This window comes from Cryobacterium arcticum, from assembly GCF_001679725.1.
Classification (GTDB): domain Bacteria; phylum Actinomycetota; class Actinomycetes; order Actinomycetales; family Microbacteriaceae; genus Cryobacterium; species Cryobacterium arcticum_A.
Map to the genome: position 1 here is coordinate 2,681,360 of NZ_CP016282.1, position 12,853 is coordinate 2,694,212.

Annotated in this window: 10 protein-coding genes; all 10 read right to left on the reverse strand. The window is 70.9% G+C overall.

All coding sequences use genetic code 11. The features are described 5' to 3' along the window. Positions 1-78: 78 nt before the first annotated feature. A complete protein-coding gene (locus tag PA27867_RS12070; RefSeq protein WP_066596647.1) occupies positions 79-2,709 on the reverse strand; it encodes a hypothetical protein in 2,631 nt (876 codons plus the stop codon). After that, positions 2,706-4,373 (reverse strand): phosphate ABC transporter substrate-binding protein PstS, encoded by a 1,668-nt coding sequence (pstS, locus tag PA27867_RS12075; protein WP_236900698.1) that lies wholly within the window; start codon positions 4,371-4,373, stop codon positions 2,706-2,708. The genes PA27867_RS12070 and pstS overlap by 4 nt, the downstream gene beginning before the upstream one ends. Continuing rightward, positions 4,370-5,578, reverse strand: coding sequence for a phosphate ABC transporter permease PstA (gene pstA, locus PA27867_RS12080; protein ID WP_084021075.1), 1,209 nt, complete (start codon positions 5,576-5,578; stop codon positions 4,370-4,372). The genes pstS and pstA overlap by 4 nt, the downstream gene beginning before the upstream one ends. A gap of 2 nt (positions 5,579-5,580) precedes the next feature. Then, entirely contained in the window at positions 5,581-6,639 is a 1,059-nt protein-coding gene (gene pstC / locus PA27867_RS12085; RefSeq protein WP_066596649.1) for a phosphate ABC transporter permease subunit PstC, read from the reverse strand. Between the two features lie 157 nt (positions 6,640-6,796). Continuing rightward, positions 6,797-8,569 (reverse strand): protein kinase domain-containing protein, encoded by a 1,773-nt coding sequence (locus PA27867_RS12090; protein ID WP_066596651.1) that lies wholly within the window; start codon positions 8,567-8,569, stop codon positions 6,797-6,799. Continuing rightward, positions 8,566-9,378 (reverse strand): lytic murein transglycosylase, encoded by an 813-nt coding sequence (locus PA27867_RS12095; protein WP_066596653.1) that lies wholly within the window; start codon positions 9,376-9,378, stop codon positions 8,566-8,568. Before PA27867_RS12095 ends, PA27867_RS12090 begins: the two co-directional genes overlap by 4 nt. Next, positions 9,375-9,929, reverse strand: a complete 555-nt coding sequence (locus PA27867_RS12100) for a hypothetical protein (RefSeq protein WP_066596654.1) — start codon at positions 9,927-9,929, stop codon at positions 9,375-9,377. The genes PA27867_RS12095 and PA27867_RS12100 overlap by 4 nt, the downstream gene beginning before the upstream one ends. 148 nt (positions 9,930-10,077) lie before the next feature. After that, a complete protein-coding gene (locus PA27867_RS12105; protein ID WP_066596656.1) occupies positions 10,078-10,737 on the reverse strand; it encodes a methionine ABC transporter permease in 660 nt (219 codons plus the stop codon). Positions 10,738-10,739: 2 nt separating this feature from the next. After that, positions 10,740-11,780: a methionine ABC transporter ATP-binding protein gene (locus PA27867_RS12110; RefSeq protein ID WP_066596658.1), complete on the reverse strand. Its 1,041-nt coding sequence runs from the start codon at positions 11,778-11,780 to the stop codon at positions 10,740-10,742. 71 nt (positions 11,781-11,851) lie between these two features. Beyond that, positions 11,852-12,754, reverse strand: coding sequence for a MetQ/NlpA family ABC transporter substrate-binding protein (locus PA27867_RS12115; RefSeq protein WP_084021419.1), 903 nt, complete (start codon positions 12,752-12,754; stop codon positions 11,852-11,854). Positions 12,755-12,853: the final 99 nt, after the last annotated feature.

Below are 12,853 nucleotides of genomic sequence, written 5' to 3' on the forward strand. Positions count from 1 at the left end.
GGAATCCGGTTGGATCCGCCGTCCCGACGTGTTCCCGCCGGGGCGGATGCCCCGGACTGACCGCCAAGCTGTGACGCATCAGAAGCGCTGTCGTCTGAGGCGCGAGATCATGGGGACCGCAGCGGCTGCGGCCAGTCCGGAGAGGAGCCCGACGGGCACGGCCATGCCGACCGGGCCGACCTCGGGGTCATCGGGGGTCTTGGCCCCGATCAGGGGTCCGGCCACGGTGCCGGTGGCCGTGGGGTCGGTGGCCGCCGTGGCTGCGGCCACGGTCGCCGCCGCCGCCGCGACCGCCGCGGACCCGCTGGCGGGAACCGTTGCCGCGGCGGGGGCCGCGACGGACGCCGCGGCCGGTTTCGCTGCCGCCGCTGTCGGGGTCGGCGTCGCTGCGGGCTTCGCCTGCGGGCTGATGCCCTGCTCGATGGCGGTCGCCGCGACGAGGGCCTGCGCGCTCCAACTGGTGGGCATGCTCGCGTACCCCGCCGGCAGCTGGCCGAGCTCGGTGCCCGGCTTCTGCCCGTCGGTGGCCGCGTAGCGGATCAGGTTGGCGAACTTCGCGCGCTGCTTCGCATCCGTCTGCAGCGGGTTCAGCGCGGCGTAGACCGGCAGGGTGACGGGATAGGCGGTGCTGGCGCCCGCCGCCGCGCTCGACGACGGATCGAACTCCAGCACGGCGGTCTGCATCTCGGTGGGTGTCATGGCCGCCGCAGCGGCGAGCATGGCGTCGGAGGTGGGCGCGACGAAGCTGCCCGCCGGGTTCCGCAGCGACGCGGTGACGTTCTGGTAGCGCGCGGCGGACCCCGCCGTGCTCAGGCCGATCACGCCCTGGTCCCCGGCCAGGCTCCTGGCCGTCTTGAGGTACTTGGGCGGGGTGCTGGTGGAGTCCCAGCCGCCGAGCAGCTGACCGTCGCCGCGGAGGGTGAGGTAGGCGCCGTTCTCGAAGTCGGAGGTGTACGGCCGCCAGGTCACCAGGTTCACCGGCCCCACACCGTTCGAGCCCGTTGTCGCCGGCTTCTCGACGGGGTCGGCCTTGGGGAAGGTGTCGCGGGGCAGGGTGAAGGCCGCGCCGGTGGGGTTGACGCCCGCGTTGGTGGAGTACCACGGGTTGACGATCATGCCCCACTCGTCGGGGGTGCCGTTCAGGAAGGCGACGGCCTCGGAATCGGCCATCACGTAGCGCCAGAGCGCCGTGGCGAGGTCCGAGCGTCCCGACGGCGCCAGCATGTCGGACAACGATGCGCTGTTGAGGTCCTGCGCGGCCCACTCCGCATCGTTCACGGCCAGGAAGTCAGGGTCCCGGGTGAGGTTGCGGGCGTTGTGGCCCTGATGGGCGTTGTCGGTGTAGTTGATGTGCTTGAGGTCTGCCCCGGGTGGCAGCGCTGAGATGTAGGACGCCGTGAGCAGTTTGGCCACCAGCCGTGGGGTGAGGTTCAGTGAGGTGAACGCCTGGGTTTCGCGGTCCTTGTAGGCCTGGTCGATGCCGTCGACGGGGGTGACCCGCCTGTCGATCGCGAAGGACACCGTGACCCCGGAGATGCCGACGGGTGCGTACTGCAGCGGGTCGGGGGCGGTCGTCTGGAGAGGGTAGGAGGTGAGCGCCAGCGGGCTCGGGGTGGTGCCGGCGGCCTTGGTCAGCACATCCGCCTCGTTGCCGGTGCTGAGCACGAACGCCGAGCCGCTGGTGCCCGCGCACAGGTTGGGCTGCCAGGAGGAGATGGCGCCGGCGATGAGTTCGCTGCCGCCGAGCTGGGACTCCGCGCTGCCGATGTCGCAGCGCACTCCCACGGGCTTGAAGTCGAGTTTGACCGCCACGTGGTGCTGCCAGGCGTCCCAGAACAGGCCAGGCTGGGTGATCTCGTTCGTGCCGGAGTCGCCCACCGGCCGCGGAATGACGACGAGCCAGCAGGATGCGCCCGTCGTGACGCCGTTCTTCACCACGGGCTCGCCACAGCCGAGCCCCGGCGATTGCATGCTGGTCTGCACCTCGAACTTGACCGCTCCGGCACCGGTGTCGTCGGAGCCGGCCCATTTGATCTCGTTCGAGGTGTACTCAGTGAAGTACTCGTTCTTGTTCACGTCGACGGTGGTGTCGTGCACGAGCACGCCCTTCGCGTTCTTCACGACGGATGTTACGAGGGCGCCGTTGCGCGGCTGGAACGGGATCGACGTGTACGGCGGCACGGCGAACCCGGCGCCGGCTGTGGTGTACTGCTCGTCCTGCGTGGCGATGTTCGGGGCGCGGTCCGGCTTCTCGGGGTCTGGCGGGACGTTGGCCTGCACGTTGGCGTCCCGGCCCACGTTGGGGAAGGCGCCGTACTGGCAGGTCGTGCGGTCGGGGTGGCCGGGGTTCTTCGGGTCCTCGCCCCAGCACTGCGCGATCTGCAGGAAGTTCTCGCCGCCGACGTTGCCCTGCGGCCGCACCGACTTCTTGCCGCCGGTCCAGCTGACCAGGATGCCCTCCGACACGAGGTCGGTGGTCTGGGACACGGTGACGGTGAGGTCGGGGAACGGCGCCGTGGCCGGTGCGAGCTCGTAGTCCGCACTTCGCACGGTGACGGCGCTGGAGGCATCCGCCACGGCCGCGGTGGGGGCCAGCGACGTGAGCGCGGCCACGCTGACGCCCACGAGGAGGCCGACGATGATGCCGCTGGCCCCGGCCCGGGTCCAGGGCGAGGTGCGCACGGGGGTCGGTGCGGCGTGCCGGCTCATTTGACGCCGCCCGTGCGGTCGCGGGGCGTCAGTCTGCGCCAGAACACCGGCGGCAGCACCGCGGCGGCGACGAGCAGTGTCGCGGCCAGGAGCATCAGCGACTGCTGCAGCCCCCAGCCGTCCTCGGCGAGGGTGAACGGGGTGGCCACGGCCGCCCCGGCCACGGATGAGCCGACGGCGCCGCCGGAGACGAGGGCGCCGTTGGCGTCGTAGACCGCCGCCGCCCCCACCGTCGTGCCGGTGGCGGCTGCCCCGCCGGCCGATGTCGTAGCTGCCGCGGCTGCCGCTGCGGCGGCGGTCTCCTCCGCCGTGCCGCCCGTGGCGCTCCCGCCGGTTCCGCTGCCCGTGATCGGAGTCTCGGCCGGGGCGCCTGCCGTGCCGGTGGTGCACTGGTTCGGGCCCACCTTGTCACAGTCCTGCGGCTGGGCCGCGGTGAGCGCGAGCTGGTTGCTCGACGGGGAATCCCCGGCCTTGAAGGTCGGGTTGTTGCACTTGTTGATGTCGACACCGGTGGTGTCGGCGCCGGGGACCCGTTTGATCTGGTCGAACCCGGCGAGCACGAGGTTCATCGGCAGCGGCGAGTAGCCGAGGTCGGCGGCCTGCTGCTGGCCCTCGCAGAGCATGTAGTTGGCGAAGGCGCCGAGCGTGGTGCCCTTCTTGGCGGTGAACACCCCGCCCACTTCGGTGGGCACGATCATGTAGGAGTAGCTGGAGAGCGCGTAGGTGCGCGGGTCGGCGCTGTTGTACACGCCGTCCAGCACCTGGGTGAGGTAGTTGGGCCCGGGGGTCTGGTCGATCTGCGCGGTCAGCAGCGCCACCGCCACCGAGTTCGCGGTGGGTTCGACGTAGTACCCGGCCTGGTTGAGCACCTTGGCCACGGGGAAACCCGACTCCAGGGCGTAGGAGTACTCGACGTAGGTGATGGCGCCTTCGCCGTAGTCCTGGCTGACGTAGCCGGCCACGCCGGAGGATCCGCTCTGCGCCTTGGCGTTGCCGAAGGTGGGGTACTGCGAGGTCAGGCCGCAGGGTGTGGCGCGTCCGACGGAAGCGCAGAACGCGTCCCACAGGGCCGGGTGCTGTTTGGACATCCACAGGCTGAACTGGGCGGTGGAGCCGGAGCCGTCGGAGCGGACGACCGGGACGATGCCCTTGTCCGGCATGGCCAGGCCGGGGTTGTCGGCCTGGATGGCGGGGTCGTTCCAGTTGGTGATGCCGCCCGTGAAGATCTTGGTGATGACGTCGCCGCTCAGCCGCAGGTTGGACACCCGCACGCCGTTGATCTTGAGGTTGTACATGAACGAGGTGCCGCCGGCCACGATGGGCATGTAGGCGTAACCGCGAGGAGGTTGCTCCGGCGCTGAGCCGTCTTCGGGGGCGAGCTGGAACGGGATCTCGCTCACGGCGAAGTCGACGTTGCCCGCGGCGAAGTCGCGCCGCCCGGCCGAGGAGCCGACCCCGGAGTAGTTCACGGTCATGCCGTAGTTGTTCGCGACGTTCTTGCGCCACTGGTCGAGGGCGTTCTGCGACCAGGTGGAACCGGTGCCGGTGATCGGGTCGTAGCTGGCGGCCTGCGCGGGGATCACGCCCGTCACGGTGACCAGGGCGATGGCGAGCAGGGCGACGATGGCGCGGATCCGTCGGATCCACCGGGTCTGTGGCGTCACGAGGACGACTCCTTCTGGTGGGGGTCGGTGGCGGTCTGGGTGATGACGTTCGGGGCGTTCAGGTGCTGCAGGGTGATGCGCTGCAGGTCTCGCAGCGACGCCGCCCCGACCCGTCGCTGCTGACGAGCGGTGAGGTCGCCGGGTGCCCGGCCGCCGATCAGCCTGGCGATGGCGAACAGCGCCAGGACCAGCAGGATCAGCACGGCCGCAGCGCCGAAACCGCGCGCGATCATGTTGGGCTCCGGCGATTTGACGAAGTCAAACACCTGCAGCGGCAGCGAGATCATCGGGCCCTCGAACGGGTTCGTGTTGACCACGGCCGTCACCCCCGAGGTGAGCAGCACCGGGCTGGTCTCGCCGATCCCCCGCGCGGTGCCGAGGATCACGGCCGTGGCCAGTCCCGGCCGGGCGGTGGGCAGCACGACGTGCCAGATGGTGCGCCACCGGGTCGACCCCAGGGCGTAGGCGGCCTCGCGCAGGTTGCCGGCCACAAGACGCAACACGATGTCGGAGGCCCTGATCACGATGGGCAGCATCATGACCGTGATGGCCATCGACGCGGCGAACCCGGAGCGTTGGTGCGTGATCAGCACGATGATCGCCGAGTACACGAACAGGCCGGCCACGATCGAGGGCAGCGCCGTCATGGCATCCGAGATGGTGCGCACGAACCGGGCGAAGCGGCCGCCGACCTCGTTGAGGAACAGGGCGGTGAGAATGCCCAGCGGCACCGTGATCACGAGGGCCATACCGATCTGCATGAGCGTGCCGAGAATGGCGTGCAGGATGCCGCCCATCTCCAGGCCGTCGAGGGGGCCGGCCTTCTCCATGCTCTCGGTGAAGAAGTTGAGGTGCGGCAGGGCCTCCTGCCCGCGCACCAGGGTGAAGGCCACGACGAACACGAGGGCGCCGAAGAGCACGATCCCGGCGCTGGCGAGCAGAACCGACATCACCCGGTCCTTGACCTCCTGGAAGTCGGAGGTGTTGCTCACCAGGAGGGCGTAGAAGCCGATGAACGACACGAACGCCACCAGGGTCCAGCCCACCCCGCCGGACAGCGGGGTGAACCAGCCGAAGATCAGGGTGGACAGGGCGATGCCGGCGGCGGCCGCGCCGAGCAGGTTGAACCTGTCGTCGAGGCGGGCGGCGCGCACGCGACGGCGCGGGCCGATCGGGGCGCTGTCCGGAGAGGGGATGAAGGTCATGGTCAGTTGCTCTCTGCCCCGGATCGGGACCGGGCCACGATGGACGAGGCCGTGAAGTTGATGACCAGGGTCATCAGGAACAGGACGAGGCCGGCGGCCATCAGCGCGGACAGGCCGAACTCGCTGGATTCCCCGTAGCGAAGGGCGATGAGCGCCGAGACGGAGTTGCTGCCGGTCTTGAGCACCTGCCAGTTGATGGTGAAGATCGGGGAGATGATCATGTACACCGCGATGGTCTCGCCCAGGGCCCGGCCCAGGCCCAGCATGGTGCCGCCGATGATGCCGCCGCGCCCGAACGGGAGCACGACGGCGCGGATCATGCCCCAGCGGGTGGAGCCGAGGGCGAAGGCCGCCTCCCGTTCACCGATGGGCGCCTGGGAGAACGCCTCCCGCATGACCGAGGTCGTCGTGGGGACCACCATGAGCCCGACCACGACCCCGGCGGTGAACGCCGAGGAGGTGAAGGCGCTGGCGTCGCTCAGGGCCGCGCCGGAGGCATCCGAGACCCTGAAGAACGGGATCCAGCCGAAGTAGGTGGAGATCCAGCTGGCCACCGGGATGACGTTGGCCTGGAGGAAGAAGACGCCCCAGAGCCCGAAGACCACGCTGGGCACGGCGGCCATCAGGTCGACCAGGGTGACCAGGGTGGACCGCAGCCGGCCCTGGGCGACCTCGGAGATGAGCAGGGCGGTTCCCAGAGCCAGCGGCACGGCCACGCACATGGCGATCAGGGCGATCGTGACGGTGCCGAACAGCACCGACGCGATGCCGAAGGTGCGGGATTCCGGCGACCAGACCTGTTCGGTCAGGAAGGAGAAGCCGGCCACGCCCAGGGCGTCGGAGGCGCGGATGGAGAGGAACACGCCCACCGCGAGCATGATCGCCACGGTGATGCCGCCGGCCGTGAACGCCACCGACCGGAACACCGAGTCGGAGACCGACGGGCGGGAGACCAGGGCCCGGCGGCGTTCCTTCTCGAAGGGGAACGCCTCGGTGTCCGGTGCGCTGTCCGGTGCGCCGGCCGGCGCGGTGCGCGCAGGCAGCAGGGTCGAGCGTGGCATGGGTGTCCTCGGGTGAGACGTGGGGTGGGATTCGAGCGGGGCCGGGGTAAGCGGCAACAGCTGCGAAACACATGTTTGGGTTGCCAGGTGAATTCCCGGCGTCGATCCGACCACCTGGATGTGGACGTGGTGTGTGGACTTGGCGACGGTTCCCGGGTCAGGGCGCGGGCGTCGCCGTGCCGGCCGGAGTGGCGGTCGGCGCGGGAGTCTGCGGCGGCGGGCTGGACGTCGGAGTGACGACGGCGGCGGCCACGGTGAGTGTGACCGTGGTGCCCAGGCGGAGCACGGTGGCGTCCATCGGTTGGCTGGCCAGCACGGTGCCCGTCGGCGCCGCCGCCTCGGCCCGCACGACGACGACGGCCGTGAAGCCGGCGTTCTGCAGCGCCGCCACGGCATCCGCCTGGGCCAGGCCGACCGTCGCCGGCACGCTGTTGGACCCCGAGGCCACCAGGAGGTCGACGGGGTCGCCCTCCGCCAGCCAGGTCCCCGGTGCCGGGTTCAGGGTGAGCACGGTGTCGCCGGTCCGCACCGAATCCTGGGTGCTGAGCAGGCCGACCCGCAGCCCCGCCGCCTCGAGGGCGGCCCGGGCCTCGCCCAGCGGCATGGTGGTGAGCTCGGGGACCCGCACCGAGGTGCGTTCAGCTTCGGCGGGGGCCGGCGTCTGGGGTGGAGGCGTCGCCGTCGGGGCCGCTGAGGTGGTCTCCGTGGCCGACGGGGTGCTGCTGACGGCCACGCTGGTGCGGGCCCCGTCGGCGGCCGCGGCCACCCAGCCGGCCGCGATCACCCCGGCGACGAGGACCAGCGCCAGCCAGCCGGCGGCCCGCCCCGCGCCCGTGCGGCGGACGGCGGGAGGCGGCAGGAGGTCAGCGGGCCCTGAGCGGGTCGGCGCGGGTCTCGGCGTGGGCCTACGCGGGAGCACGGCGGTGCGTTCCGTTTCGGGAGCCGGCGAGGAGTCGAGCGGCCTGCCGAACCGGCGGGTGTGGTCGTCTCCGGACTGTCCGGTCGCGGCGGCCTCGGCGGTCGCGGACGGCTCGAGGGCCAGGATCGCCCGGCGCATCTCGTCGGCCGAGGCGAACCGGTCGGCACGGTCCTTGAGCAGCGCCCGCACCACGATCCGGTCCACGCCGCGCCGGATGCCGGGACGCACCACCGAGGGCACCGGCGGCGGGGTGAGAGCGTGCGCGCGCCGCACGGCGTCGACGGTGTCGCGCGGGAAGGGCGGGGAGCCGGTCAGCGCGAAGTAGAGCACACCGCCGAGTTGGTAGAGGTCACCGCGCTCGTCGACGCTCCCGCCGGCCGCCTGCTCCGGAGACATGTAGTTGACGCTCCCGAGCACGCCCAGCTGCCGATCCGGCCGGTCCTCTGCCGGTTCGGGCTCGCTGCGCAGCAGGTCGGAGCCCGTCGCGGCACGATCGGTGACGTCGGCCAGGCCGAAGTCGAGCAGCCGCACGGCGCCGATCGGCAGGAAGCCGTCGGCCTCCGGGGCGATCATGATGTTCGCCGGCGAGACGTCGCGGTGGATCAGACCGGCACCGTGCACGGCAGCGAGCCCCCGCAGCACCGCCAGCGCGAGAGTGAGGGCGTCCGGAACCGGCAGCGGGCCGGTTCTCTCGACGTACTCGGCGAGGGTCTGGCCGGGGGCCAGTTCCAGGGCGATCCAGGCGAGCGGGTCGGTCTCGTCGTCGTGCACCCCGACGTCCAGCACGGCCACGACGTTGGGATGCCGCACCCGGCCGGCCTCGCGTGCCTCCCGGAAGAACGCCTCCCGCAGCCGCGGGCTGCGCGACAGCTCCGGGTGCAGGATCTTGAGCGCCAGGGCGTCGCCGGTGCGGGTGTCGACGGCGGCGAAGACCGACGCGGATCCCCCGCTGCCCAGCAGCGGTCCGAGCCGGTACCGCCCGGAGACGAGGCCGGCAGCCGCGCCCGTCACGGCATCCGCGCGGCGTAGCCGTTCGCCGTCGCTGCGACGAGGTCGACGTAGCTGTCGACGTGGTTGTACGAGTACACGGCCGCGCGCCAGGCCGCCGGAGTCGTGAGGTCGCCGGTGTCGCAGAGGTACCGCGCGGTCGTCAGGGCGGCATCGTCGATCTGTTGCGGGTCGGCCACGCCGTCACCGTTGCCGTCGGCGCCCCAGTCCGACCACGTCGCCGGGATGAACTGCAGCGGGCCCACGGCACGGTCCCACTGCGCGTCGCCGTCCCAGAGCCCGGCGTCGGTGTCGGGGAAGGCGTCGTAGACCGTGCCGTCCAAGAGCGGCCCGAGGATGCCCGGCGCGGTCTGGCCGTCGGCCCCGATGGCGGAGGCGCCGTGCCGGCCGTGGTCGGACTCGATGGCGCCCAGCGCCGCCAGGGTGGTCCAGCCCAGCCCGCAGCCCGGTTGTTCGCCGGCCACCCGGAGCGCGGCACCGGCATAGCCGAGCAGCGCCCGCTGCGGGATGCCGGTGGCCCCCGAGGCCGCGCGCGCCCAGTCCGCCGAGACCACGGCCGTGTCCGGGCCGATTCCGGCGGGAGCGCTGTCCTGCGTGTCAGCCGGCGATCCGGCGGGCGCCTCCGGTGCGGTCTCCGGGAGGAGCACCGCGGGGACCGGGGCCTCGGCGTAGACCGCCGCCTGATCGGGCGCGGCTCCGGATCCCCCACCGGGCAGGGCGGCCACGAGGAACCAGGCGGCCACGCCCAGGAAGAGGCCCAGCGGAAGCCACTCCAGCCAGCGGATCCGCCCGGTCACCGGGAGCCCGCTCACCAGGACCCCGCCAGCTCGGTGTCGCCGCTCGTCCGGCGGGGGCGGCGGGCGCCGGGTTCCACCATCCGGCGGGGGTCCTGGGTCACCAGCGCGTTCCGGAACGCCGCCAGGGCGCCCGCGCACGCATCCCGGGTGGTGGACGTCGTGCCGTACCAGCGCCCGCTCGTCATCACGGCGACCTCGTCGACGGTCACCACCCAGCCGTGCGTGCCGGAGGTCGGCCCTGTCACGGTCGTCGCGATCATCCGGTCCACGCCGGCCTGCAGGTCGATCACATGCGCGCGCGCCAGGCCGAACGTCGCGTACACGGAGGAGCTGCGGCCGAGCTCCCGGCTGTTCGAGGCCAGCAGGCGCCAGATTCCCGACCTGGCGGACCAGGCACCGTCGGTGGCCGTCTCGCCCCGGGAGTCACCGCGACGCACGGCGCGCGCCGGCCGGGCCGTCGCGACGTCGTCGGCCTGCAGGTGTCCGCGGAACGACAACCAGCCCTGCAACCGCGGGTCGGCGGCAGAGGTGAAGGCGGAAAAGACCACGCTGGCGCTCGTCGACACGCTGCTCCTCGAAACCTGGTGAAACTCGGTTTGAGGACTTCGCTTCGTACCTCAGCGAGAACATTCGTGGCATGAGGTGTCCGCCAGGACCCGCTCGGCTGAACGGGGGGTGTACGGTCGCTGAAGGAACGCCGAGGAGCAGGGCCGATCAGCGGCGCAGGGCCTTCCTGGCCAGCCAGTTGCCGAGGAACTGCACGAGTTGAACGAGCACGATGATCAGCAGCACGGCCGCCCAGGTGACGATCGGGTTGTACTGCCGGTAGCCGTAGAGCAGCGCGAAGGCGCCCAGCCCGCCACCACCGACATAACCGGCCACGGCGGACATGTCCACGAGCGCCACGAAGATGAACGTGTAGCCGAGGATCAGGGGGCCGAGCGCCTCGGGCAGCAGCACCGTGAAGATGATGCGCACGGGACCGGCGCCCACGCTGCGGGCCGCTTCGATCACGCCGGGTGACACCGTGAGCAGGTTCTGTTCCACGATGCGTCCCATGGCGAACGATGCGGCCAGCGCGATGGTGAAGATGATCGCGTTGTTGCCGATTCCGGTGCCCACGACCGCTCGGGCCAGGGGCTGCGCCGCGGCGAGGAAGATGATGAAGGGAATGGGCCGCACCGTGTTGACCAGCACGTTGAGCACCGCGAAGACCGGCCGGTTGGCCAGGATGCTGCCGGCGCGGCTGAGGTAGAGGCCGAGACCGATGAGCAGGCCGCCGAGACCGCCGAACAGCAGGGTGAACCCGACGATGTAGAGGGTCTCCCCCGCGGCTTTCCAGAACTCGGGCTGCAGGTCGATGAGGGAATCCATGGTCAGCGCACCTCGGTGACGGTCGTGAGCGCGCGGACACGGTCGAGCGCGGAATCGATGGTCGCGTCATCGCCGGTCAGCGCGAGGGTGAGGTGCCCGAACGGGCGCCCCTGGATTTCGTTGATACCGCCGTAGACCACCTGGAACCCGACGCCGTCGCGGGACAGCTCGCCGAAGACCCGTGTCTGGTCCACCGCATCCGTGCGGAACGCGAGCGTCACGATCCGGCCGGTGTGCCGGTCGCGCAGCACGGCGAGCTCGGCCGCAGACGGCACTCCCTTCACGACGGTGGAGACGAACCGCGCCGATGCGGCCTGCTGCGGGTTGGAGAACACGTCGAACACGTCACCGCGCTCGATGATCCGGCCCTGGTCCATCACGGCGACCTTGGTCGCCAGCGTCTGGATGACGTCCATCTCGTGGGTGATGACGATGATGGTGACGCCGAACTCCTGGTTCACCCGCTTCAGCAGTTCGAGCACCTCGTGGGTGGTCTCCGGGTCGAGCGCGCTGGTGGCTTCATCGGCCAACAGCAGGGCCGGCGATGTCGCCAGAGCGCGGGCGATGCCCACTCGCTGCTTCTGACCCCCGGAGAGCTGGTCGGGGTAGGCCCCCGCCTTGTCGCCGAGGCCCACGAAGTCGAGCATCTCGGCGACGCGAGCGGCGCGGGTGGCCTTGTCCCGGCCGGCGACCTCGAGCGGGTACTCCACGTTGCGCGCCACCGAACGGGAGTTCAGCAGGTTGAACTGCTGGAAGATCATGCCGATGCCGAGCCGAACCGGGCGGAGTTCCCGCTCCGGCAGGCCGGCCACGTCCCGGCCGTCGATGAGGATCTGCCCGGCGGTGGAACGTTCGAGCACGTTCACCAGGCGCACCAGGGTGCTCTTACCCGCCCCGGAGTAGCCGATGATGCCGTAGACGTCGCCCGCGTCGATGCGGAGGCTGACGTCGTCGATCGCCGTGACATCGGGTGCGCCCTTGACGGTGGCCGGATACACCTTGCTCACGTTCTTCAATTCGACCAGGGGGGTTGGTGCGGACATGTACGATCCTTCGGTTGGAACGGGAAAACCGGCCGGCCCGCTCTCAGCGGGGCCGGCCGGCCGGGTGGAGCCTACTTCTGAGCCGCGGTTTCCTTCTCGACCGTGGCCAGGGTGGCCTGCAGGTCCGCAGCCGGCGTGGTCGCCAGAACGGCAGAACCGCCCGACACCTCGAGCACGCCGTCGGTGACGGCCTTGGTGTTCTGGTAAAGCTCGACGAGCTTGGTGTAGGTCTCGTTGTCCTTGTCCTCGGCGCGCGCGGCGAAGACGTTCACGTAGGGCAGCGCGGTGTCATCGGAGGGGTCGTCCTTGACGAGCGCGTCGTCGAAGGAGAGACCGGCCTTCTCCACGAAGTCGTTGTTGACCACGGCCGCGGCCACGTCGGGCAGCGACGTGGCGGTGAGGGAGGGCTCGAGCGCCGTGACGGTCACCTTGGAGGCGTCGGTGTCGACGTCGTCGAGGGTGGAGAAGATCGTGCCGCCGTCCTTCAGCGTGATGAGGTCGGCGCTCTGCAGCAGCAGCAGCGCGCGGCCCAGGTTGCTGGAGTCGTTGGGCACGGCGACGGTGTCGCCCTTCTTGATGTCGGTCACGTCGGTGACCTTGCTCGAGTAGAGGCCGAGCGGGTAGATGGCCGTGGCGCCGATGGGCGTGAGGTCTTCGCCGGCGGAGACGTTGTAGTCGGCCAGGAACGCCAGGTGCTGGAACTGGTTCAGGTCGATGTCACCGTTGGTCAGCGCCGGGTTGGGCTGGTTGTACTCGGCGAAGTCGACGATCTCCACGGTGATGCCCTCGGCGGCGGCGGCCTCGGTGTAGTCGGCCCAGTACGGGTCGCTGGCCCCGACGACGCCGATCTTCACGGTCTCGTCGTCACTGCCTCCGGCAGCACCGGCGCAGCCGGCGAGCAGGGTCAGGCTGGCCCCGATGGCCAGGACGCTCAGGATGCTTCTGGTCGCACTGTTCTTTTTCACTCTGGTGATCTCCACGTCTCGGTCGCTGTGTCTGTGTGTCTGTGTGGCTGTGTGCGCCACGCACGACGAAGCGAATGTTGGCACAGGGCATCCACGGGGTACTCGCGT

Excerpts from the sequence above, each read along its gene's own strand:
- PA27867_RS12070 (WP_066596647.1), bottom strand. The coding sequence starts at position 2,709 with ATGAGCCGGCACGCCGCACCGACCCCCGTGCGCACCTCGCCCTGGACC.
- pstA (WP_084021075.1), bottom strand. The coding sequence starts at position 5,578 with ATGACCTTCATCCCCTCTCCGGACAGCGCCCCGATCGGCCCGCGCCGT.
- pstC (WP_066596649.1), bottom strand. The coding sequence starts at position 6,639 with ATGCCACGCTCGACCCTGCTGCCTGCGCGCACCGCGCCGGCCGGCGCA.
- PA27867_RS12105 (WP_066596656.1), bottom strand. The coding sequence starts at position 10,737 with ATGGATTCCCTCATCGACCTGCAGCCCGAGTTCTGGAAAGCCGCGGGG.
- PA27867_RS12110 (WP_066596658.1), bottom strand. The coding sequence starts at position 11,780 with ATGTCCGCACCAACCCCCCTGGTCGAATTGAAGAACGTGAGCAAGGTG.